The organism is Pseudomonas sp. fls2-241-TYG-175 (genome assembly GCF_030209155.1).
Taxonomy (GTDB): Bacteria; Pseudomonadota; Gammaproteobacteria; order Pseudomonadales; family Pseudomonadaceae; genus Aquipseudomonas; species Aquipseudomonas viridiflava.
The window spans coordinates 95,848-118,723 of the sequence record NZ_JARVSO010000041.1 but is presented as its reverse complement, the minus strand read 5'-3'; the positions used below and the strand labels follow the sequence as shown (position 1 = coordinate 118,723).

Annotated in this window: 18 protein-coding genes; 12 read left to right on the top strand and 6 right to left on the bottom strand. The window is 55.5% G+C overall.

All coding sequences use genetic code 11. The features are described from left to right. The 8 genes from QRN20_RS23695 (at position 1) to QRN20_RS23660 (ending at position 11,744) form a co-directional block, all read left to right on the top strand. Positions 1–2,037 (top strand): type VI secretion system Vgr family protein, encoded by a 2,037-nt coding sequence (locus tag QRN20_RS23695; protein WP_122413278.1) that lies wholly within the window; start codon positions 1–3, stop codon positions 2,035–2,037. 10 nt (positions 2,038–2,047) lie between these two features. Then, positions 2,048–2,518, top strand: a complete 471-nt coding sequence (locus QRN20_RS23690) for a hypothetical protein (protein WP_058431373.1) — start codon at positions 2,048–2,050, stop codon at positions 2,516–2,518. A gap of 4 nt (positions 2,519–2,522) precedes the next feature. Further along, on the top strand, positions 2,523–5,711 hold the full coding sequence (locus QRN20_RS23685; protein ID WP_163005852.1) for a M23 family metallopeptidase: 3,189 nt from the start codon (positions 2,523–2,525) through the stop codon (positions 5,709–5,711). Next, positions 5,701–6,609, top strand: a complete 909-nt coding sequence (locus QRN20_RS23680) for a tetratricopeptide repeat protein (protein WP_063625678.1) — start codon at positions 5,701–5,703, stop codon at positions 6,607–6,609. The genes QRN20_RS23685 and QRN20_RS23680 overlap by 11 nt, the downstream gene beginning before the upstream one ends. 466 nt (positions 6,610–7,075) lie before the next feature. Beyond that, a complete protein-coding gene (locus tag QRN20_RS23675) occupies positions 7,076–7,525 on the top strand; it encodes a hypothetical protein (protein ID WP_122543893.1) in 450 nt (149 codons plus the stop codon). 498 nt (positions 7,526–8,023) lie between these two features. Then, positions 8,024–8,542: a hypothetical protein gene (locus QRN20_RS23670; protein ID WP_122413274.1), complete on the top strand. Its 519-nt coding sequence runs from the start codon at positions 8,024–8,026 to the stop codon at positions 8,540–8,542. A 324-nt stretch (positions 8,543–8,866) separates the two neighbouring features. Next, complete coding sequence (locus tag QRN20_RS23665; RefSeq protein ID WP_088236267.1) at positions 8,867–9,430, top strand: CCDC174 family protein; 564 nt, start codon at positions 8,867–8,869, stop codon at positions 9,428–9,430. 652 nt (positions 9,431–10,082) lie between these two features. After that, positions 10,083–11,744, top strand: a complete 1,662-nt coding sequence (locus QRN20_RS23660; RefSeq protein ID WP_285361355.1) for an acyl-CoA synthetase — start codon at positions 10,083–10,085, stop codon at positions 11,742–11,744. Here QRN20_RS23660 and QRN20_RS23655 read toward each other — a convergent pair. After that, complete coding sequence (locus QRN20_RS23655; protein WP_096767342.1) at positions 11,711–12,541, bottom strand: hypothetical protein; 831 nt, start codon at positions 12,539–12,541, stop codon at positions 11,711–11,713. The two genes, QRN20_RS23660 and QRN20_RS23655, sit on opposite strands and share 34 nt — an antisense overlap. Before the next feature lie 173 nt (positions 12,542–12,714). Here QRN20_RS23655 and QRN20_RS23650 point away from each other — a divergent pair, with 173 nt between their 5' ends. Then, positions 12,715–14,649, top strand: a complete 1,935-nt coding sequence (locus QRN20_RS23650) for a RecQ family ATP-dependent DNA helicase (RefSeq protein WP_122425593.1) — start codon at positions 12,715–12,717, stop codon at positions 14,647–14,649. 334 nt (positions 14,650–14,983) lie between these two features. Here the strand turns inward: QRN20_RS23650 and QRN20_RS23645 are convergent, their stop codons facing one another. The 4 genes from QRN20_RS23645 to QRN20_RS23630 all read right to left on the bottom strand — a co-directional run bounded on the left by QRN20_RS23645 (position 14,984) and on the right by QRN20_RS23630 (position 19,817). Continuing rightward, complete coding sequence (locus tag QRN20_RS23645) at positions 14,984–15,466, bottom strand: glycine zipper domain-containing protein (protein WP_004882998.1); 483 nt, start codon at positions 15,464–15,466, stop codon at positions 14,984–14,986. A gap of 196 nt (positions 15,467–15,662) precedes the next feature. After that, positions 15,663–17,999: an FdhF/YdeP family oxidoreductase gene (locus QRN20_RS23640; RefSeq protein ID WP_029244057.1), complete on the bottom strand. Its 2,337-nt coding sequence runs from the start codon at positions 17,997–17,999 to the stop codon at positions 15,663–15,665. Next, positions 17,996–18,832: a formate dehydrogenase accessory sulfurtransferase FdhD gene (gene fdhD / locus QRN20_RS23635; protein WP_029244058.1), complete on the bottom strand. Its 837-nt coding sequence runs from the start codon at positions 18,830–18,832 to the stop codon at positions 17,996–17,998. Before fdhD ends, QRN20_RS23640 begins: the two co-directional genes overlap by 4 nt. 103 nt (positions 18,833–18,935) lie before the next feature. Beyond that, positions 18,936–19,817, bottom strand: coding sequence for a LysR family transcriptional regulator (locus QRN20_RS23630; RefSeq protein WP_004883001.1), 882 nt, complete (start codon positions 19,815–19,817; stop codon positions 18,936–18,938). A gap of 151 nt (positions 19,818–19,968) precedes the next feature. On the opposite strand from QRN20_RS23630, the gene lysM reads away from it, so the two are divergent. Beyond that, positions 19,969–20,415, top strand: coding sequence for a peptidoglycan-binding protein LysM (lysM, locus tag QRN20_RS23625; protein WP_122413271.1), 447 nt, complete (start codon positions 19,969–19,971; stop codon positions 20,413–20,415). Between the two features lie 212 nt (positions 20,416–20,627). Here lysM and yrfG read toward each other — a convergent pair whose 3' ends face one another. Continuing rightward, positions 20,628–21,290: a GMP/IMP nucleotidase gene (yrfG, locus tag QRN20_RS23620; protein WP_029244059.1), complete on the bottom strand. Its 663-nt coding sequence runs from the start codon at positions 21,288–21,290 to the stop codon at positions 20,628–20,630. Between the two features lie 99 nt (positions 21,291–21,389). Between yrfG and nudE the strand changes: the two genes are divergently transcribed. Further along, entirely contained in the window at positions 21,390–21,956 is a 567-nt protein-coding gene (gene nudE, locus QRN20_RS23615; RefSeq protein ID WP_088236259.1) for an ADP compounds hydrolase NudE, read from the top strand. Then, positions 21,953–22,795 (top strand): 3'(2'),5'-bisphosphate nucleotidase CysQ, encoded by an 843-nt coding sequence (gene cysQ / locus QRN20_RS23610; protein WP_025996597.1) that lies wholly within the window; start codon positions 21,953–21,955, stop codon positions 22,793–22,795. Before nudE ends, cysQ begins: the two co-directional genes overlap by 4 nt. The last annotated feature ends 81 nt before the right edge of the window (positions 22,796–22,876 follow it).

Genomic DNA, 22,876 nt, shown 5'->3' with positions numbered 1-22,876 from the left:
ATGTTCAATCCATCTAACGAAACGCACTTCAGCCTGACCGTCAAAGACTTTTCGGGCGATCTGCAGGTGCTGTCGTTTACAGGTACTGAAGGTATCAGCCAGCCGTTTCGTTTCGACCTGGAACTGGTCAGCGAAAACCCGGACATCGATCTGGAAGCGCTTCTGCACAAGCAGGCGTTTCTGGCGTTCGACCCTCAGGGTAATGGCATCCACGGGCAGATCTACCGCGCAGCCCAGGGGGACGCGGGCAAGCGTCTGACGCGTTACACCCTGTCTCTGGTGCCGCAGTTGCAGTATCTGCATCACCGTACCAACCAGCGTATCTATCAACAGATGTCGGCGCAGCAAATCATCGCGTTGATCCTGGAAGAGCACGGCATCAAGGGTAACGGCTACAAGTTCCAGCTCGGCCAGCCGTGCCCTGAGCGTGATTACTGCGTGCAGTACGATGAAACCGACCTGCATTTCGTGCAGCGACTCTGCGAGGAAGAGGGTGTTCACTACCACTTCCAGCACAGCCAGGAAGGGCATGTACTGGTGTTCGGCGATGACCAGACCGTCTTCCCCAAGCTGGGTGAGCCCACGGCGTATGTGCAAGGCAGCGGTCTGGTCGCTGACGTGCCTGTCATCAAGGGCTTCAAGCTGCGCCTGGAAACCCGCACAGGCCGTGTGACCCGACGCGACTACGACTTCGAGAAACCGAAACTGCAACTTGAAGCCGCTTACAAACCCGCCAACGAAAGCAACGAGCCGGACCTGGAGGACTATGACTATCCGGGCCGCTTCATTGATCGCGCACGGGGCAAGTTCCTGAGCCAGCGAGCGCTGGAGCGTCATCGTGCCGACTACCAGCAAGCCGACGGCTGGGGCGATCAGACCGCGCTCAAGAGCGGGCATTTTCTTCAGCTATCCGAGCACCCTCGCGCCGAGTGGAACGACCTGTGGCTGCTGACCGAAATCTTCCATGAGGGCAAACAGCCGCAAGTACTCGAAGAGTCGGTCACCAGCGACACCACCAACAATAAGGACGACTTCCACCAGGGTTATCGCAATCGATTCCTGGCGACCCCGTGGGCCGTCTTCTATCGCCCTGCGCTGGAACACCCCAAACCACGCGTGCTCGGTAGCCAGACCGCCGTGGTCACCGGCCCCAAGGGCGAAGAAATCCACTGCGACCAGTATGGGCGGGTGAAGGTCCAGTTCTTCTGGGACCGCGAAGGCCTTGCCGATGACAAGACCAGCTGCTGGCTGCGCGTCTCCAGCAGTTGGGCGGGTGACCGCTACGGCGGCATCAGCATCCCGCGCGTCGGCATGGAAGTCCTGGTGTCATTCCTTGAGGGCGACCCGGATCAGCCACTGGTGACCGGCTGCCTGTACCACAAGGAAAACCAGGTTCCGTACCCGCTGCCCACCAACAAAACCCGCACGGTGTTCAAGACCCTCAGCTCGCCGGGCGGCGGCGGTTACAACGAACTGCGCATCGAAGATAAAAAAGGTGCCGAACAGATCTTCATCCATGCCCAGCGCGACTGGGACGAGAATATCGAGCACGACCAGAAAATCCGCGTCGGCAACGAACGCCACGACACCGTCGAAAAGAACACCTACACCGAACTCAAGGCCGAAGAACACCGCACCACCTACGCCGACCGCAAAACCGAAGTCCGCATGGACGACCACCTGACCGTCGCGCAAAACCAGCACGTCAAACTGGGCACCGCGCAACTGACCAGTGCAGGCACCGAGATCCACCTGAAAGCCGGTGAGAAGATCGTCATCGAAGCGGGCGTGGAACTCACCGTGAAAGCGGGCGGAAGCTTCATCAAGCTCGACGCCGGCGGAATCACCATGGTCGGACCGATCGTGAAGGTCAACGCTGGAGGCTCCGCAGGGAACGGCACCGGGATCGGCATCAAACCGCCGGTATTGCCGGGGGTTGTGGATAAGGACAAGGCGGGAAGTTTGATGGATCAGGCGTTGGTGAATGCGCCGCCCGGGAAGGTTGAGCCGAAGGCTTTTTTTGTGTTTTCTGAATAAGGATAAACTCATGATTAACACTAATTCACTGTCGACGTTGAGAAGCTTAAGGCTGACTTTTTCTGTTTTAGCTCTGATCGCTATAAGCGCATGCTCGAATACCACGTTGGAAGAGCAATTTCGCGGAATTGAAGCTTGTCAGATCAATAATATCTACCTTGATCCTGTAACGAAAAAAGCCAGCGGTGCGTATTTTACTGAACGAAAGCTTGAGCCTTGCAGGGTTGACGAAGCTGCCTTTTACTGCGTAAACGATACGTTCTATGGCTTGACAGTAAATCAAATAGCTATACCTTACAAAGGGCCGTTTAGCGTCCATGCTATTTATTTAAAAGACAGCCCTACTACCGTTGAGGCTACGTTGAGAGCCAGGTTTTCCAATCTCAAGCTGAATCAAAAAGATGGTAAGTCACCCATTTTGATAACGAACCCAAAACAACAGGGAAGTTCAGTTTTCTACTGTGATGAGTACAGTGAGTAATAATATGGAACTCTACAATCCAGGTGCAGCTTTTCATTATACAAGCGAATGGAACCCTACCCGCACTCACCCTGTTACCGGACAGGTCCGTCCGCACAGAGGCGAAGATTGGGGCGCTCCTGCTGGCACATCTATCCCCGCCGCTGGCGCAGGAAAGGTGGTTTACAAAGGCACTATGAATGGGTATGGGAATCTGGTAGTGCTAGAGCACGCCAACGGAACTGAAATTGTTCATACCCTATATGCGCATATGAGTGCGCCGTCTCCGCTAGCATTGGGGGCATCCGTTGCCAAAGGAGCCACAGTAGGTCCTTGTGGAAATACCGGTATAGGGACAGGCGCACACTTACATTTTGAAGTGCTGAGAAACGGCACTAAAGGCCAGCCAAATCTAGCACTCGGGCATGCGACTGTTAATCCCCGCGGCTTCGATATTTCGAACTTGACCCATCCTGATGGCGTCAGCCCCGCTGCACCAGCCCCCGCGCCTGCCGAAGCTGTAGCGGCCGGCGGTGCTTGGCAATTTCCTATTCGCAAGGCGGGAGGATCGCCATTCAAGGATGCGGAAGAACTGTTTGCCGCTCTGGAGAAAGAAACTTCAGGCCACTATCTTTTGGGAAGCCATAAATTTTGGCACGGTGGCATCCACATCAGCGATCAGAGCGCGCCGCAATGCGTTCGAGAAGAACCTGTACGCTGTATAGGCAACGGTGTAGTCGTCGCCTACCGCCTGAACAAGGATTACCTGACAAGCGAATTTGCAGGTGCTGAGGCAACCCAAACCCTGAAATATTCAAATTCGTTCTGTCTCGTGCGTCATGACTACAAATCACCGCCTAACACTGAAGTGCAGCCTGGCACTAGCAACGAATTGACGTTCTACAGCCTGTACATGCATCTGTTGCCTTTTGAGCGGTATCCTGTTCCGCAAGACGAGATCCCCGCGCCAAGAATCAAGATGATTGCAAGCGGCTTCAGGGCGAGAAGCGATGTCAAAGGCGCAACCGACTGTAAGGAATACGGGGCTATTTCCGCAGGGGCCGAAATTGAAATTCTGGAAGAACACGCTGATCGCGTTCATGCGAAAGGTAAACTCATAAAAGGTGCAGTTGGTGGGCGCACAGAAGGGCAGGAGTTCTGGTTTGCCTACAAACAGAATGGCGCTTCATACCCCAAATCTGATGGCACTCCCAGTTGGCAAGAAGTAGTCCCGCCTGAGAGAACCAAGCCAGGCTACTGGAAAGGCAAGGTCAGAGCGGTGGTTACCGCAAGCGGGCTCACGCTCCGCCAGCCGCCTGCTTCACTCACTCATGGTGCTCCGGCAGGACAACCCATAAGCGCCGCAACGACCCAGGGCACCAGTCAGGGCCTTGTTTTATGCACGAACAGTACGATTGAGTTCGATAGTGCAAAAGTGCTCAATCTCAAGATTGGAACCAAGACAGTTCGAATGGCTGAGTGTACGTTCATTCCGAGCACCTCAGGTCCGACGACGGGCTTGAAAGGCCATACCATGCCAGTGCCAGCGTCTTTCTGGGCTTGCGTCGAGGATGTCTCCCCCAATCGCTTTGTTCAATGGCAAGAGCTGACGCCTACCGTTTTCGATGTCGTCGTTCCAATGGATACGGCGATAAAAGCAGGAGATCCAATCGGGTATCTGGGTCTTAACGAAAACATTGCAGGACCAACAGGTGGGGTTTCCAGCAAGCATCAGGTGCATGTGGAGGTCTTTTCGGCTGATCCTAGAATTGAGGATTTTTTGAAGAATAAGGCTGGTGTGAAGGAGGGCAAGCAATACATTCACCTGACGGCCGACACCAAGCTAAATAAGAAGGCCCCTGAAACCGGCCAGATCGATCTGAAAAAAGAGCATGCGGTTGATCTGACTAAAGCTATCCCTTTTAAAGATACGGTAGATTGGTATGAGGTTTCTGTACTGGATGAAAATGTGACCAAAACGGGGCTCATTAAAAAAAGCGAAGCCAAGTTGATCACGCAACATGATTGGGAAAAGTTAGGATTCCGAGTTATAAAAGAACAAAATACCAATGCTGACGGCTTTCTAGACCCTGATGATATACCGGGTTTTTTCAAGGGGCTTTACGATAGCTTGGATAAATTTGGTAATTCCGACGGAAAAGTCACGTCAGACGATCTTACGCAGGCACTCAAAAATAGCGAGCTTAGAGACCAGTGGTCGAACCTGGTTGCTTATCATCCTACAGAGTGGAAGGACAGCGCTGATAGTCCGAAGTGGAGCCGCTTGACAGATTTGTTAAAAGATAGTCCAAGTGTATTGGAACATGAAAAAAAGCGCATTGATGGTTTGATTTTTTGGAAAGATGTCGTATCACAGTCTGCGCCCTTTAACGAAGGCGTTTTATGGCATTTACATCCGATTGCTTTTGTAAACAATCTTCTTTCAGTCAGCTGCATTCCTTTAGATAAAGCTAAAGAGATCGCGCTACTCGTTTCGTCGGGATACGAAGGCAAGAGTAAGCTTGATTATGAGGCGTTGGCTGACAATTTTGACGGGCAGGGTATGTCATTTGGGGTGATACAATGGAACTTTGGCCAAGGAACTCTAGGGCCGGTATTGCTAGAAATGAGAGCGGCAAACCAAGCAGTGTTCGATAGCTGCTTTGGGGCGAATATGAATTTTCAGGCATTGTTGAACTCTCTGACCTCCGCCAACAAGGCAGATCAGATGAACTGGGCTGTTGGTATTATCGCCAGTAACAGAGCCGGTTGGAAGTCTGCGTTCAAAAAAATAGGAGAAGTTGAGGCTTTTCAGAAAATACAACTTAATCATGCGGCGAAGTACAATAGTAATATAGTTTCCTGTGTGAAATTAATGCGTGAACTTTCACCGAATTTGATGGAGAAGGTAGAGTTACGAACGTACTGCGCCTTGTACGATCTATGTGTTCAGCAAAATAATCTGGCTAAAGCTGAAGAGCTTATCAGGTCCGAATTCCCTAGTGCTAATATAACTAGCCAAAAAGAACTATTAATTTTCGTATGTAGAAAAAGAGCAGAAAAAGCGGCCACGAAATATCGCGCTGACGCTTTTAGTAGGCGCATGGGTATTATCACGGGGCAGACATATCCCGTAAGTATGAGTGGCGAAAGTTCTGCGCGTACGAATACGAACTACAATATGATAATCGAAGGGCACGTCTGTGATTTCTAATAAATTGTTATTTGCCGTTGTTTTTACGTTTGTCTCTTCTGCATGCGCCGACGCAGATAAAATAGTATGTGATCCAGATAGTAGCTTGTGTTCTATTCAACTTGAAAAAAATTATTGTGACGATGGCGAGATTGCTACTTCGAGATGGAACATGTTGAGTGGAGAGTATGTGCTAAGCTGTGAGTGTGACTGCACTGCACAGGAAAACCGCTTTTGGATTATAAACTCGAGTGGAAATGTTAAGTCTCTTGATGCGAGCAAAGTAACAAGTTCAGTGGATTTAATTAAAAATAAGCAAGGTGTGCCTGATACTTTCGGGGTCGTTCCTTTTTGCAGTGCAGTGCAGTCACATTCTAGTAGGCTTGTTTTTCTTGAAAAGATACCAAGTAATGCATCTGCTGGGGCGCCTTATTGCTATTCATTGATGAAGCAAGATTCGGCAGAATCGTGTCTGTCTGAAACATGCATGGATAAAGAAAAAATCGCCGCAGATTTTGGTAAGAAATATAAAGAGCAATTTTTAACTGAGTTTAAAAATGCTACTTCCCGGTTATATAAAGAAAAAACCAAATTCGCCGAATTTCCGAAAAAAGCTTTCATGGAGCCTTACTTGAATAAGTATGGTTATTCAAAAAATGATCAGCAGGTGCTTAATGATATAGCCTATTTTTGGCAACAGGCCAATTTCAATAGTGATGCAATCTGGCTACTTGAGAAAGTAATTGATAACAATCCCGAAAGAGTGGTTGCATATCTGAATCTTGCAGATGCCTATTGGTCAGAAGGCGAAAAGCAAGCTGCACAAAAAAACTACAATATTTACGTTTCTATTATGACCAAGCAGGGTAAGCAAAAAAAAATACCTAGCCGGGTAATGGATCGTTATGATTTAAAGTGATAGCGAGAAAGCATTAATAAAGACCAAAGAAACAAGGTGAGCGCTGGGGGGGAAGGTATATACAAAATTAAAAGATTGTTGAAGGCATCTAAAGGATTAGGAGGTAATGCTTTTTTATTGGGCTAAGCATTCCAAAATGTTGGGCTGTTGATAGTCCGTCAATAGGACACCTGCATCCGCCTGTGGTAGCCTCCATTGGGCAGCAAAAGGTAATTCAGATAGAAAAGTCACTTACCTAAATTTGGCGGATGCCTATTGGGGAATGAGTAAGAAAATTGAAGCAACAGAAAATTATAAGAGATACTACAAACTTATATTGGCAGCTGGGAAGAAAATAAACATTCCAGAAAGAGTAATCGCAAGAATGGCTGACGGTTAAGGGCTACTTATTATTTTAGCTTGCTTCGTAGTGTGGAAAACCAATTTAAGAAGCTGGCAGAATAATCTGCATGAATGCGCGGGTTCTATGATCAGGTCTAAAGTCACTACCATTAACTTTGTTTTTTGTTCAATGCTTTGCACGCCTTGGGCGCAAGCGGATGAGGAAAAAACAGAAACAACCTTATGTAGCATTGGCGAGAAAATTTATTTTAGTTGTCCTTTTCCGGATGAGAAAATAGTTTCTATCTGTGCTTCCGGTAACATCAGTCCTTATACTGGATACGTTCAGTATAGATATGGCACTCCAAACGATATTGAGATGACTTTCCCCCAGGAAAAGATTCCACCCAAGAAAAGAATTTTTGTGGTGAATGCTTCCGAAGGAAGCGTGAGTGAAGATATTATCAAGTTCAAGGGTGGAAGCTGTACCTACCTTGTCTCACAGATGACAGCGAGTAATTTAACTGTGATAAAAAACGGAAAAGTGGTTCTGAGGAAATTATGTGATAAGGGCGGAAATAAAGTCATAAGCTGAGAGGCTAGAGAGGCTAGAGAGGCTAGAGAGGCTAGAGAGGCTAGAGAGGCTAGAGAGGGTATTGAGAACGTGCTTAAAAGTGCCGAGGATTTCAAATGAGCTATTGCAGGGAATTTCCAGTTGCGAGCTTATGTGTTAATTACAAAAGAATTCGTTTCGCTCTGTCTGGTTATCCAGATTTTAGACCCCAGTAAATCTAGGCATGTCGTATCTGAAAAAATATTTGTAGTTCGGGTTCGAAATCGTTGCTGGTTGATTTTGATTTTGATTTTGATTTTGATTTTGCGAAGACGAAAAATATTTTCCTCTCGAGCGGCGGTATCAATTTTGATTTGTATGTTACACCCTTGACGCCGATTAAAGATGAGTCTTAAGCTTGCGTCATTCCTGTCTCAAATTATACGATATACGAACTTGAATGCTCCAAAAGCGAAGGCTGAGGAAAATAAGTTTGTTTGTTATTTTATTATGTCGTCAATGTTTGGAGCATAAAGTGAAATGGGCGTGAAGAATTTCCCTGGCAAAATAGTGTATCAATTAGCATCGCTTTTCCTATTCATGACCTCGGTATGCGCCGCTCCAAGTGATCCAGAAAGTCTAGGCTTAACACTGTGCGCGGCAGATGAAGATATCTACTTCAGTTGCCCTTTGCCGGGGGATAAGATCGTATCAATATGTGCATCTAACAACACCAGTCCCACCGCTGGATACGTTCAATATCGCTACGGTACGGCTGACAATATAGAAATGTATTATCCTGATGAGAAGGTTTCACCAAAAAATCTTTTTTCCCTTGTGGATGCCTCAGAGGGTAGTGTTAATAAAAACATTATCAAATTCAAAAATGGGCAATATACGTATCTGTTGTCGCAGGCATTTGTGAGTTATCTGACTGTGTTGAAGGGCAAAAAAGTGGTATTGAGGCGTACGTGTAATGAGGGCGGGTATGCATTTATCAACCGAAAGGCCGATAAGGGTATCCATTCGATTAATAAAAGCGATGAAGACTTTCGATAATTGCTGCGTTTTTTATGTTGAATCAGGTGCTTGCTTTGCATGAGGTAGCTGAGCTGAAGAAATGCAGAATAAAAAGGATAGCCGATGTTAATCGTCAATAGTTCGCTCCCCCTTATTTTCTGAGAGCTGTTATCGTTATACCTACCAATTTTTCGGGCCGTTCGCATGCGTCGATGCCAAATCTCACTACGCCATTTACCGTGATGCCATGCTGACAAAAGCCCCTGCAAAAAGAATCCCGGACCGTGTCCAGTTGCGGTTGAAATAGGCTCCACGCAGTTCGTTCTGCAGGACAGGTCATGACCCCATCAAGGAAGACCGAAATTGGGCAAACAATCCCGCAACAAGCCAGGCCCCCTCGACCCAAAGCTGATGTATTTCTACGCCCCGTACACCTTTCGCGCCCGCTACTTTCCGATGTTCATGTTTTCCATTTTCATGTGCATTTTTTCGCTGGCCATCACGACAAGCATCATCACGCAGGCCTGGTTTGCTCATGACCGCGATGCTTCCATGGATGCCTTCAAGCTCATGATGGGCACCAGTGTGATCATGTCAGCCGGGGGCATTTTGCTGGCAAGAGGGCGGCTGTGGGGGATGTGGGTGTTGGTGGCTTTGCTGGCAATCTGTCTGGCAGCGGTGCTGGTGACCTGGGCTTTGCCTGATCGGCGTGTCGATGTGATCAGTTCGATGCTGGGCGTGCTGTTTCCGTTGCTTGGCTTTTTGTCGTTGAACAGCAAGCGTCACCGGGAGTTGCGTGAGCAGTTTGTGTTCAATCGCGCTCAGCGCAAGGTGTTACGTGAAGAGTACAAGCTCAGGGATGCGCGTAAGCGCCATATCGAGAGTCGCAGGGCCATGCTGCGCGAGAGGAAGGCGAGCCGTCGATAGCGGGGGCGTTTTCGACAGGCAACAAAAAACCCGCCGAAGCGGGTTTTCCCAAGACCATCCCGACTTCCTGTCGGACGCCTCCTAGGCGATGGTCGATCATCCTTGATCCTGGTGAGCTCCCTGCTCACCACTTGTTGGATCCAATATTACGGCTCTTGTTGTTGGACAAAAATAGCCAACTACCCCTAGGGCGTGTAAGCCTTTGGCTATACGAGGCCGTTGCAGCCCTGTTCCTGCATCCAACATGCCGTGGGAATGTGACAAGTGATGCGTGGGAGGAGGAAGGCGTACATATTTTGATCAGTCGTTCATGACGCTTCACAAATCGCAGGCAATAAAAAACCCGCCGAAGCGGGTTTGTACCAAGACCATTCCAACTCCCTGTCGGCTGCCTTCGTGGCGATGGTCGATCGTCCCTGATCCTGGCGAACTCCTTGTTCACCAGTTGTTGGATCCAATATTACGGCTATGTCATAGGTTCAAAAATAGCTGATGGCTCATTAGCGTGTAAGCCTTTCGCTATACCTGCGTGGGATTTAGTCGAAGGTCGGGTGATGCAGTCCTGCCTGCGCAAGCTATAACTGAGCACAGCAGAATCACGAAATCACCGGCCCGCTGGGGTCCAGAGCTAATAATTCGCCAGGGTGTGTCTATGTCGATCTTCCATCAGGGGCTGTCCAAAGGCCCGGCCAACCACATGGCGCTTACGCCGCTGAGTTTTCTTGAGCGTACTGCCGCGACCTACCCGGATTATCCGGCGGTCATCCATGGCGCGGTCCGTCGGGACTGGGCGCAGACGTATCGCCGTTGTCGTCAGCTCGCTTCAGGGTTAAGCCAGTTGGGCGTGCAAAGCGGCGATACGGTTGCGGTGATGCTGCCCAATATTCCGGCAATGCTTGAAGTGCATTTCGGGGTGCCGATGCTGGGGGCGGTGCTCAATACGCTGAATGTGCGCCTGGATGCGTCTGCCATCGCTTTCATGCTCGGGCACGGCGAAGCCAAGGTGTTGATCGCTGACCGGGAGTTTCATGCGGTGGTGCATGCGGCACTGGCCATGCTGGAGCATCCGCCGCTGTTGATTGACGTGGACGATCCTGAATACGGCGAAGGGCGGGCACTCAGCGAGCTCGACTATGAGGCACTGCTCGCCGTGGGCGATCCCGAGTTCGAGTGGCAATGGCCTGAGGACGAATGGGCGCCGATCTCCCTGAATTACACCTCCGGCACGACCGGCGATCCCAAGGGGGTGGTCTATCACCATCGCGGCGCGTTTCTGAACGCCATCGGCAATCAGATGGCGTGGGGCATAGGTCTGCATCCCGTCTATCTATGGACGCTGCCGATGTTTCACTGCAATGGCTGGTGTTATCCGTGGACGATCACTGCGCAGGCCGGTACGCACGTATTCCTGAGGCGGGTCGATCCGCAGAAAATCATCACACTGATCAGCGAGCACAAGGTCAGCCATTTGTGCGGGGCGCCCATCGTACTCAATGCGCTGGCCAATCTGCCCAATGCTGCGAACGTCTCGTTCGGGCACGCGGTCAATGCGATGACCGCTGGTGCTGCGCCGCCTGCCCGGGTGATTGCGTCGGTCGAGGCGATGGGCATCTGTATTACTCATGCCTATGGCCTGACTGAGACCTATGGTCCGGTCACCGTCTGCGCCTGGAAGGCGGAGTGGGACGAGTTGCCGCCTGACGAGCGTGCGTCACTGAAGGCGCGTCAGGGCGTGCGTTACCCGACGCTTGAAGACGTCATGGTCGCCGACCCGCATACCCATCAGCCGGTGCCGAAGGACGGCCAGACCATTGGCGAGATCTACATGCGCGGTAACACGGTCATGAAAGGCTATCTGGGCAACCCGGCCGCAACAGACAAGGTCTTCGAGGGCGGCTGGTTTCATTCCGGCGACCTGGCCGTCTGGCATGCCGACGGTTACCTGGAGATCCGTGACCGCAGCAAGGACATCATTATTTCTGGCGGCGAGAACATTTCGACCATCGAGATCGAGGGCGTTCTGTATCGCCATCCTGCCGTGCTGGAGGCCGCTGTGGTGGCCAGACCCGACGAAAAGTGGGGCGAGACGCCTTGTGCCTTTGTCACACTCAAGACTGGCTGTGACGAGGTGACGGGCGAGCAGATCATGCGTTTTTGCCGCGAGCACCTGGCAGGTTTCAAGGTCCCGAAAACCGTGGTGTTCACACCGCTGCCGAAAACCTCGACCGGCAAGATCCAGAAGTTTCTGCTACGGGATTGGGCGAAAAATGGCCAGACCGATCAGGGCGTAAAGGTCGCCGCTGCTTCGCAATAGCGTTGTTCGGCGTTTCTGCTTTCCTGATCGCGGTCCCGGCCGGCGCGCTTGGTCCAGTCCCGGCATTCTTCGCGGAAATTGACCTGAGCGGATCTGCGGCATTCGCGCCGCTCCACCGAGCGGGCGAGGAAGTTTTCGCATACGCTGTCGCCGTCGATGGTGTTGTCATAGACACGCCATTGCGCGCGATAGCGGTCGCGGCCGTCCCATTCGCGTATCGACACCGTTGCGACCTTGTAAGGGCGTGACGGACGGGCCGCGGGGCGAGCGGCATCGGCCTTGAATTCAGCCATGTAGGTTGCGGACACCATGCCTTTGGCAGGCTCGGCCTGAACGGCTCGCGGGACCTGACCGAAGCGGCAGTTCAGAACGCTTTCGTCGATGACATTGCCGTTCTTCAGGCAGTTATCCAGCGGTTGCACCGGGACGTTTTGTGCCGCCGTGGTCACAGGAGCAGGTGTCGGCACCACGTAAGGCTCCTGGCGCAAGGCGGCAGAAGGCGTGCTGGCAGGCAGTGCGGGCTCGGAGTCCGTCTCGGGTGTTTGCGCCTCAACGGCGGGCTGCTCAATGGCAGGAACAATGACCTTGGGCTTGCGCAGCTGCGAAGCAATCATGCCGCCGAGGCAACCCACAACGATCAGACCTGCCAGCCACAGGCCGTAGGCGCGCGGCTTGCGAGGACGTGGCGTTGATCGCCGGGCCGGATGCGAACCCAACACCACATCGACCTGACCGGGCACCAGACGCTGGATGCGGATAATGCCGTCATCGTCAGGCTGCTGCTGATTGGAATTCATCCCTGCTCCTTGAGTCATCCATCTTGCGCTGTCAGGTCTTGTTGCCGTCCAGCGGGCATGAAACTTCAAGGATATCGGCGTTCGGCGGGATTTCTGAAATGTTTTAGAGGTGTATTCGCGGTGCTCGACAGGCTAAGGTCGAGTCCGTTTTGATTCACCAGGGAATTTTGCCTATGCACGAGCGTCTTGAACAGGTTTTCGGTTACTCGCAGTTTCGTCCAGGGCAGGAGGCTGCGATCAGCGCCGTGCTTGCCGGGCGTTCTGCCGCAGCCATTTTCCCCACCGGCTCGGGCAAGTCCCTGTGTTACCAGTTGCCTGCGCTGATGTTGCCGCACCTTACGCTGGTGGTTTCGCCGTTACTGGCGTTGATTCAGGACCAGTTGGCGTTTCTGCAGCGTCACGGTATTTCGGCGGCAAGTATCGATTCGGCGCAGAGCCGGGAAGATGTCGCGCAGGTCATGGCGCGGGCGCGGTCCGGCGAGCTGAAGATTCTGATGATCTCCGTGGAGCGCCTCAAGAACGAGCGTTTCAGACAGTTCATCACGCAAGTGCCGATCTCGCTGCTGGTGGTGGACGAGGCGCACTGCATTTCCGAATGGGGCCACAACTTCCGTCCCGATTACCTGAAGCTGCCCGACTACCAGCGTGAGTTCAACATCCCCCAAGCCTTGCTGCTGACCGCCACGGCCACGCCGCAGGTGATCATCGACATGCAGGAGAAATTCGCCATCGCCCCGCAGGACGTGGTCACCACCGGCTTCTACCGCCCCAACCTGCACCTGTGGGTCGAGCCGGTTGCCGGACGCGACAAGCGTCGGCGGCTGGTCGAGTGGCTGAGCGAGCGAGGCGGCCAGCCGACCATTGTCTACGTCACGTTGCAGAAGACCGCTGAATACATCGCCGCGCATCTGCAGCAGAACGGACTTCCCGCCAGTGCCTATCATGCCGGTCTGCCGAACGATAAGCGTGAATCGATCCAGAAACAGTTCATGAGTGGCCAGTTGAACTGCATCGTGGCGACTATCGCCTTCGGCATGGGCATCGACAAGAGCGACATTCGTAACGTGGTGCATTTCGATCTGCCCAAGTCCATCGAGAACTACAGCCAGGAAATCGGTCGGGCAGGGCGAGACGGCGCGGCGTCCGATTGTCTGGTGCTGGCCAATCGCGACAGCCTCAACGTGCTGGAAAACTTCGTGTATGGCGACACGCCGGAGCGCGAGGGTATAGCACGGGTGCTGGACGACCTGCTGAGCGCTCGTGGTGACGGACAGTGGGAGTTTCTGCTGAACCCGCTGGCCGATCTCAGCAACATCCGCCAGCTGCCGCTCAAGACCCTGCTGGTGCAACTGGAGCTGCGCGGGATCATCGCGCCGCGTTATGCGTACTTTGCCGAATACCGTTTCAAATTCCTGATCGAGCCCGCTGAATTGATGGCGCGCTTCGAAGGCGAGCGGCGTCAGTTTGTCGAAGCTGTGATTCAGACGTCCAGCCGGGCGCGAACCTGGGCGACGGTGGATTTCGACGCGCTGTATCAGCAATACGGCGCCGAGCGCGGGCGTGTGGTCACGGCGTTGGATTACTTTCAGGAGAAGGGCTGGATCGAGCTGGAAAGCAAGCAGATGACCGAGGTCTACAGCCTGCTGCGCACCGACTTTGACCCGGATGCGCTGAGTAACGAGTTGCACGTCTACTTCAGTGAGCACGAAACGACCGAGGTCGCCCGGATTCACACCATGATAGAGGTGTTTGCCAGCGATCAATGCCTGACTCATCGCCTGGCCCGGTACTTCGGGGACGATAATGCGCCCGAGCGTTGCGGGCATTGTTCGGTATGTCACGGCCAGGTTGCCTACCTGCCAGAGCCGCCCGCACTACAGCCGCTTGAGGACAGGGATTTTCAGCACCTGTGTGGCGATTTCATCCGCAAGCACCATGACTACAACGGCCAGTTACCCAGCGCTGAATGCCTGACGCGTTTTCTGTGCGGTATTAGCGTGCCGCTGTTCACCAAACTCAAGGCGCGGGCGACCGCAGGGTTTGCCGAGCTTGAGGACTATCCGTATGCGCAGGTCAGGACGTGGGTGCAGGGTCGGATGGACTCATAACGACGGCCAAGGCCTATAAGCCTGACACAGCGCTTATCTGCAGCAGACACCTGACCGTGGGAGGCGCCACCACGTCTTCGACGTAGCGCTGTCGCGCAGCAAACACCGGACCGTGGGAGGCGGCTTGCCGGCGATGAACGATTACGCGATTTTCCTGACACACCGCGTCGACTGCATCGCCGGCAAGCCGCCTCCCACAAAAAAACGTTTCCATTCAGCAGATTACGTGTTGTTTGATAAGAGGCGGCTTGCCGGCAATAGAGCTGGCGCGCGCTGTCAGCCCCAAACGAAAACCGGCCGCTCAAGAGCGGCCGGTTTTCAGACATTTTGACGATCAACGATCGCGGTAGTAGCCACGACCATGTTTGCGATGGCCGTAATGCTTGCCACGGTTGCCGTGTCCACGATACTCACGACGGTCATCACGACCACCACGATAGCCACGCTCGTCTTTCTGGCTTTCAGTGCCCATGTAGTTACCCAGCGCCGCACCTGCGCCGCCACCAGCAGCCGAGCCAACCAGGCTGCCGGTATTGCCGCCTACGCTGCGGCCTATCACGTTACCGCCTGCCGCGCCCAGACCGCCACCAATGGCTGCTTCTGTGCGGTTATGGCGGTTTGCGCCGACTGCACCACCGGCTGCGCCGCCGACGCCAGCGCCAATCGCTGAACCGGTGCTACCGCCGAGCTGCTGGCCGACGACTGAACCGAGTACCCCACCCAATGCTCCGCCTACGCCTGCCGTCACGTTATCGCCTGCAGAGGCGAAACCGGTGGTCAGGGTAAGAGACAACAACAGTATCGAGGAATACTTCATGTAGGGAATCTCATAGGGATGACGGCGCGATATTCGTGTCAAGTGAAGAATGTAGCAATGCAAATCCGACGAGTAACACGAATGCAACACAGAATGCTAAGTTATTGTTTTGGCTAAGGAACTTAAACCTGAAAACGCAGTCTGAGGTTACTTGTGAAAGGCCCGTTTCCAGCGAAACGGGCCTTTTTTGTGGGCGTCAGATAATCCGCGCCGACTCAGTGGAACGCTCAAGACGAATCGCCACGAACTTGGATGTTGGCGTGCTGCTGCCTTCGCCGACGCTTTCCAGCGGCACCAGTGGGTTGACCTCTGGGTAGTAGGCGGCAGCCTGACCGGCCGGGATGTCGAACGGCAGCAGGGTGAAGCCTTTGACGCGGCGTTCGCGTTTGTCGTCCCAGATCGAGATCAGGTCGGCTTTCTGGCCTGGCTGGAAGCCCAGGCGAATGATGTCGGCTTCGTTGACGAACAGCACGTCGCGCTGACCTTTGACGCCGCGATAACGGTCGTCCAGGCCATAGATAGTGGTGTTGTACTGATCGTGCGAACGCATGGATTGCATGATCAGGTCCGGCACCTCTCCAGTCGAGCTGATGCCCTCGTGCAACAGAGTGCCTGGCAGCTTGTTGGGTTTGAAGTTGGCGCGGGTCGATGGCGTGTTCCAGCGACGTGCACCCGCCGCGTTGCCCAGATAGAAGCCGCCCGGATTCTTGATGCGCTCGTTGAAATCCTTGAAGCCCGGAATGGTATCGGCAATCAGGTCGCGAATGCGGTTGTAGTCCTCGACCAGCCACAGCCAGTCCACAGGCTGCTTGCCTAGCGTGGCGTTGGCGATACCGGCCAGGATCGCAGGCTCGGAGCGCATCTGCGACGACGAAGGCTGCAATTGACCGTTCGAGGCGTGAACCATGCTGAACGAGTCTTCCACCGTGACCGCTTGCGGGCCATTGGCCTGAATGTCGATGTCGGTACGACCGAAGCACGGCAGAATCAGCGCGTCCTTGCCATGGAACAGGTGGCTGCGGTTGAGCTTGGTGCTGATCTGGACGGTCAGGTCGCAGTTGCTCAGTGCTTCTGCAGTGCGATGGCTGTCAGGTGTGGCCTGGGCAAAGTTGCCGCCCAGTGCGATGAATACCTTGGAACGACCTTCGGCCATGGCGTGAATGGCTTCGACCACATTGTGGCCGTTCTCGCGTGGCACCTTGAACTGGAAGCGTTTTTCCAGCGCGTCGAGCAGGAACACCGGAGGGCGCTCGTTGATGCCCATGGTGCGGTCGCCCTGCACGTTACTGTGGCCGCGAACCGGGCACAGACCTGCGCCCGGCCTGCCGATGTTGCCGCGCAGCATCATCAGGTTGGCGATTTCCTGAATGGTCGCCACCGAATGACGATGCTGAGTGATGCCCATCGCCCAGCACATGATGACGTTCTTGCCCAGTGCGTACATGCGCGCCGACTGCTCGATGTCGGCAAGCGTCAGACCGGACTGCTCGACCAGCTCGTCCCACGAGGTGTCATCGATGGCGGCCAGGTAATCCAGCACGCCTTCGGTGTGTTCGTTGAGGAACGCGTGGTCGAAAACCGACGGCGCGTCGGCAGCCTGTGCCTCGCGTTCCCATTGCAGCAGGAACTTGGCCATGCCGCGCAGCAGCGCCATGTCGCCACCCAGAGCCGGGCGGAAGTAGGCGGTGTTGGTCGGACGGTCACCGTTGGTGAGCATTTCCACCGGGTGCTGCGGATGCTGGAAACGCTCCAGGCCACGCTCCTTGAGCGGGTTCACGCAGACCACTTGCGCGCCACGCTTCACCGCTTCACGCAGTGGCTCCAGCATGCGCGGGTGGTTGGTGCCTGGGTTCTGACCGAGCACGAAGATCGCGTCCGCGTGTTCGAAGTCGTCGAAGGTGACGGTGCCTTTACCGACGCCCACGCTTTGCGACAACGCAACGCCGCTGGCCTCGTGGCACATGTTCGAGCAATCGGGGAAGTTGTTGGTGCCGTAGGCGCGCACGAACAGCTGATACAGATACGCCGCCTCGTTGCTGGCGCGGCCCGAGGTGTAGAACTCGGCCATGTTCGGGCTGGGCAGGTTGTTCAGGTGTTTGGCGATCAGCGCGAACGCTGCGTCCCAGGCGATCGGCTTGTAACGGTCAGTTTCGGCGTCATAGACCAACGGATCGGTCAGGCGACCCTGATATTCAAGCCAGTAATCGCTCTGCTCCAGCAGCGAAGTGACGCTGTGGCGGGCGAAGAAGGCCGGGTCGACGCGACGCTTGGTGGCTTCCCAGTTGACCGCCTTGGCGCCGTTCTCGCAGAACTTGACCATGCCGCTTTCCGGCGAATCGCCCCAGGCGCAGCCAGGGCAGTCGAAGCCGCCGTTCTGGTTGGTCTTGAGCATCATGCGCAGGTTTTTCAGCGCGTTGTCGCTGCCCAGCCAGGCCTGCGTCACGCTGATCAGTGCGCCCCAGCCGCCTGCCGCACCTTTGTATGGCTTGTAGCGAGGGGTCGGTGTCTTGTCGGCTTGGTGATGAGTGCTCACGCTTGAATCTCCATCGCAGGGCTATAGACCCGCGGCGCACTGTGCTGCGGCAGGTGAATTAAATTGAGGTTGTGCCGACGTGCCCATTGCAGGGCCAGGCCGGTGGGCGACGACAGGCTGACCAGTGTCTGGATGCCTGCGCGCAAAACTTTCTGAATCAACTCCAGGCTGCATCGGCTGGTCACGATGGCAACGCCACCGGCCAGCGGGATGTCCTGACGAACCAGCGCGCCGATCAGCTTATCCAGCGCGTTGTGGCGACCGATGTCTTCGCGGCCCAGCAGCAACTGGCCGTTGCCGTCCATGTAGATGGCGGCATGCACCGCACCGCAGTGTCGGCCCAAGGGTTGGAATTCGCCGATGCGCTGACGCAGGCCTTCCAGCCACTGGATCGGTGGCAGCGGTGCACCGGGCAGAACGTTCAGTTCCGGCAGCGCCTGTTCGACCGCTTCGACGCCGCACAGGCCGCAGCCGCTGGTGCCAGCCAGTTGGCGGCGCTGTTGTTTCATTTCCCAGAAGGCACGGCTGGCAATTTCGACTTCGGCCTGCATCGCAGAGCCGCAGCCGCTGAGCTTGAAGTCGTAGATTTCATCGCGAGAGGCAATGATTCCGCTGCCCAGACTGAAACCGACGATGAAGTCTTCAAGATCGGTCGGACTGACCAGCATGACGGCTTGGCTGATGCCGTTGTAGGCGATGGCCAGCGCCACTTCTTCAGCAAGCTCGGTGCGTGCGCCGTCCTGACCTTCGAGGGTCGCGTAGCTGTAGGACTGGCTGGCTTCGGGGGCGGGCGCGAAAGCAGACGCGGTGCCGACCGTGCGCTTGGCTTGCATGGGCAGAGATACCGGCAGATTGACACCTGTAAGACTAGGCGTGTTGTCCGGTATCGTCTAATCGCTAGTTCCGATGCACTGATAGATGACGTCGATCAATGTCTTATCGAGGGATTTCTGCCACCAGCGCAAAGCACGCTTCCGCCAGCGCCGAGCGAGGTGCACTGCGGCGCATGATCAGCCCCAGCTGGGCCAACGTGCGGGCATCGGCAATCGGGTGCATGGCAAGATGCTCGGTCAGCGTCTCCAATCCGCCGTCCAGCGGCATGATTGCGCAGCAGAAACCGCCATGTACGGCCTGTAGTAACTGATGAACGGCATCGGTCTGCAGCAAAGGCTGGGGCTGCAGACCCCGGCTGTGGAAGTTGTGATCGATGGATTGGCGGAAGTGCATGCCGCTGGTCAGCATGCCCAACGGCAGCTCGACCAGATCCGCCCAGCTCAACGGCTCATCGCCGAAGGTGAAGTGGCGTCGGTCGTAGAGCAGGCCCATTTTCGTGTCGTCCAGCGCCAGCGAGTCGAAACGGTCGTTGTCCAGCCGCTCTAGGTACGAGACGCCCAGATCGATACGATTGCTCGCCAGTTGCTCCAGCACCTGCTCGGAGCTGAGCGAAGACAGTTCGAAGCGCAGGTTGGGGTGCATCTGATGCAGCCGGTGCAGCAGCGGCAGAGGATCGAAGCTCGACAGCGGCACCACGCCCAGGCGCAGCGTACCGACCAGATGACCCCGACAGGCCGCCGCTTCGGCCTGCAGACCGTCGTAGGCCGCAAGCACCGTGCGTGCCCAGGCCAGCACGCGCTCGCCCGGTGCGGTAAAACCTTCAAAGCGCTGGCCGCGATTGACCAGCGGCAAGCCAAGCTCTTCTTCCAGATTGCGCAACCGCATCGACAGCGTGGGCTGGGTGATATTGCAGCGCGCAGCCGCTTGCCCGAAGTGGCGGGTTTCGTCGAGGGCGATCAGGAATTTGAGTTGCTTGATGTCCATATTCACTCCGGTGGGCAGTCCAGGTGGTCGATTCTACGCGTTCAGGCTGAACGATGGTCAGTCCACGTTGGTCGGAACTCTGCAGGCCACGGTTTATAAGGGCTATGGTTGATGGTGCACATCTGACAACTCAATTGAGGAGAACCGGATTATGAGCATTTGGAGTTTTGTGAAAGAGGCGGGAGAAAAGATCCTTGATGCGATCACGCCCGGCAATGCCAACGCAGATGAAGTCCTGAAGGATCATATTTCCAGGGTCGGATTGGGCAACCCCAACATTCAGACAGAAGTCGACGGCGGAACAGTCATCGTGAAGGGCGAGGTGGCCAGTCAGGAAGAGAAGGAAAAAATCCTGGTGACACTGGGCAATATCGAGGGCGTCGAGAAAGTGGACGACCAGATGACCGTCGCCAGCAGCGCGCCAGCCGCGACCGAGTCCAGATTCTATGAGGTCAAAAAAGGCGACACTCTGAGTGCGATCTCGAAAGCGATGTATGGCGATGCGAACAAGTACCAGAAAATCTTCGACGCCAACAAACCCATGCTCAAGGATGTGAACAAGATCTATCCGGGGCAGAAGCTGCGCATTCCGGAGTGAGTAGTCGCTCGGGCAACTGATCGTCCCCACGCTCCGCGTCTGCTCTCGAATGTGACGCGGAGCGTCACGAGCTGCATACCCTCACGGAGCATGGGCATGATCGGGTACAGATGCCAGCCCTCACGCTGATCGTTCCTACGCTCCGCGTGGGAATGCCTCCCAGGACGCTCCGCGTCCGCTTTGCGGTGCGACGCAAAGTGTCTGCGGGCCCATCACAATCCCTTGATCAACTCCCGATAATCCTCGACGGCCGCGAACTCTTCAGTGTCCTTCGGGGCTTTCTGGCTGTTGGGCTGGCTGACCGCCAGCAAATGCGCGACACCGAAACGGCCAGCACTGCGCAGGATTGGCAGGGTGTCGTCGATGAACAGGCTGCGCGCCGGGTCGAAGGCCGTGTCGGCGTGCAGCGCGTCCCAGAACTGCTGGTTTTCCTTGGGAAAGCCATAGTCATGGGAACTGATCAACCGCTCGAAGTAGGGCGCCAGTTCAATCCGCTCCATCTTCAACGACAGCGAATCGCGGTGGGCATTGGTGATCATGATCACCCGCTTGCCTGCCTGTTTGATCGCCGCCAGAAAGGTCTCTGCGTCCGGACGCAGCGCAATCATGTGGGCGATTTCCCGCTTCAGGTCGCGCACCGACAGCTTCAGCTCGGCGCTCCAGAAGTCCAGGCAATACCAGTTGAGCGTGCCTGCGTTGCGCTCGAACAACGGTTTCAATTCCAACCAGGCCATGGCGAAACTGATGCCATGCAGTTCGGCGTAACGCTGCGGCAGGTGGTGCAACCAGAAGTGGTCGTCGTAATGCAGATCGAGCAAGGTGCCGTCCATATCCAGCAGGACGGTATCAATTTCGCTCCAGGGCATGGAAAGCATGGTTGCCTCATGGAAGTGGGTTCTGATGAGTAAGCATATCCGACACGAACATTCGGAAAAGCCGCGTTATAGTACCCCGTCCATGTGAAGGAGCCTGTCATGCGTCAGAAACCAACCGTTCTCGCCCGCGCCATCGTCGCCAGCAGCCGTCTGTTCCGCGTGGAGGAGCTGCAGTTGCGCTTTGCCAACGGGGTCGAGCGTACGTATGAGCGTCTGGTTGGCAGAGGCACAGGCTATGGCGCGGTGATGATCGTGGCGATGCTCGATGCCGATCACGCGATTCTCATCGAAGAATATTGCGGTGGCACCGATGAGTACGAGCTGTCGCTGCCCAAAGGGCTGATCGAGCCGGGCGAAGACATCCTCGCCGCGGCCAACCGTGAACTCAAGGAAGAGGCCGGTTTCGGCGCGCGCCAACTGGAGCACCTGACCGAGCTGTCGCTGTCGCCCGGCTACATGAACCAGAAAATCCAGGTCGTGCTGGCGACCGATCTGTACGAAGAGCGGCTGGAAGGTGACGAGCCTGAGCCGATCCGTGTGGACAAGATCAATCTCAGGGAGCTGGCGAGTCTGGCCCAGAATGCGCAGTTCAGCGAAGGGCGCGCCTTGGCTGCGTTGTACCTCACCCGTGACCTGTTGACCCAACGTGGACTGTTCCAATCATGACCGACTCGCTCGACAACCTGCCGCATCCGCTGCTCGCTCCCGTCATCGACCTTGCGCGTCTGGCGGGCGAGGCCATTCTGCCGTTCTGGCGCGCGAACGTCAGCGTGACCTCCAAGGCCGATGATTCGCCGGTGACGGCGGCTGATCTGGCGGCCCATCAGGTACTGGTCGAGGGCCTTCTGGCGCTGGATCCGACGATTCATGTGCTGTCCGAGGAAGACGCCGACATCCCGCTCAGCGAGCGTGCGACCTGGGAGCGCTGGTGGCTGGTCGATCCGCTGGACGGCACCAAGGAGTTCATTTCCGGCAGCGAGGAGTTCACGGTCAACGTCGCGCTGATCGAGCACGGTCGCGTGGTGTTTGGCGTGGTGTCCATGCCGACCAATGACCGCTGCTATTTCGGAGGCGCAGAACTGGGCGCGTGGCGCAGTGACTCACCCGGTCATTGCGCGCCGATTCAGGTGCGTCACGAACTGCACAGCGGGCAAGCGTTCACTGTCGTCGCCAGCCGCAGACACTCAAGCCCCGAGCAGGAGCATTTGCTGGCAGGTTTGGCAGCAGGCCTCGGTCCGCTGCAGTTGACCAACATCGGCAGTTCGTTGAAGTTTTGCCTGCTGGCCGAAGGCGCTGCCGACTGCTACCCGCGTCTGGCCCCGACCTCGCAGTGGGACACCGCTGCGGCGCAGGGTGTTCTCGAAGGCGCCGGCGGTGAAGTCCTGCAACTCGACGGCCAGCGCTTCTCCTATCCCGCCCGCGAGTCGCTGCTCAACCCGTTTTTCCTGGCGCTGCCCGCCAAGGCCGAATGGCGCGAGAAATTACTGGTGCTGGCGCAGTCTTGAGCTGATTGCTGCATGCCCGTGGCATGTGATGATCGTTCCTCACGCTCCGCGTGGGAATGCCGCTCAGGACGCTCCGCGTCC

Coding starts and splice junctions, on each gene's coding strand:
- QRN20_RS23695 (WP_122413278.1), top strand. CDS start 1: ATGTTCAATCCATCTAACGAAACGCACTTCAGCCTGACCGTCAAAGAC.
- QRN20_RS23690 (WP_058431373.1), top strand. CDS start 2,048: ATGATTAACACTAATTCACTGTCGACGTTGAGAAGCTTAAGGCTGACT.
- QRN20_RS23685 (WP_163005852.1), top strand. CDS start 2,523: ATGGAACTCTACAATCCAGGTGCAGCTTTTCATTATACAAGCGAATGG.
- QRN20_RS23675 (WP_122543893.1), top strand. CDS start 7,076: ATGATCAGGTCTAAAGTCACTACCATTAACTTTGTTTTTTGTTCAATG.
- QRN20_RS23670 (WP_122413274.1), top strand. CDS start 8,024: ATGGGCGTGAAGAATTTCCCTGGCAAAATAGTGTATCAATTAGCATCG.
- QRN20_RS23660 (WP_285361355.1), top strand. CDS start 10,083: ATGTCGATCTTCCATCAGGGGCTGTCCAAAGGCCCGGCCAACCACATG.
- QRN20_RS23655 (WP_096767342.1), bottom strand. CDS start 12,541: ATGAATTCCAATCAGCAGCAGCCTGACGATGACGGCATTATCCGCATC.
- QRN20_RS23650 (WP_122425593.1), top strand. CDS start 12,715: ATGCACGAGCGTCTTGAACAGGTTTTCGGTTACTCGCAGTTTCGTCCA.
- QRN20_RS23645 (WP_004882998.1), bottom strand. CDS start 15,466: ATGAAGTATTCCTCGATACTGTTGTTGTCTCTTACCCTGACCACCGGT.
- fdhD (WP_029244058.1), bottom strand. CDS start 18,832: ATGCAAGCCAAGCGCACGGTCGGCACCGCGTCTGCTTTCGCGCCCGCC.
- QRN20_RS23630 (WP_004883001.1), bottom strand. CDS start 19,817: ATGGACATCAAGCAACTCAAATTCCTGATCGCCCTCGACGAAACCCGC.
- lysM (WP_122413271.1), top strand. CDS start 19,969: ATGAGCATTTGGAGTTTTGTGAAAGAGGCGGGAGAAAAGATCCTTGAT.
- yrfG (WP_029244059.1), bottom strand. CDS start 21,290: ATGCTTTCCATGCCCTGGAGCGAAATTGATACCGTCCTGCTGGATATG.
- nudE (WP_088236259.1), top strand. CDS start 21,390: ATGCGTCAGAAACCAACCGTTCTCGCCCGCGCCATCGTCGCCAGCAGC.
- cysQ (WP_025996597.1), top strand. CDS start 21,953: ATGACCGACTCGCTCGACAACCTGCCGCATCCGCTGCTCGCTCCCGTC.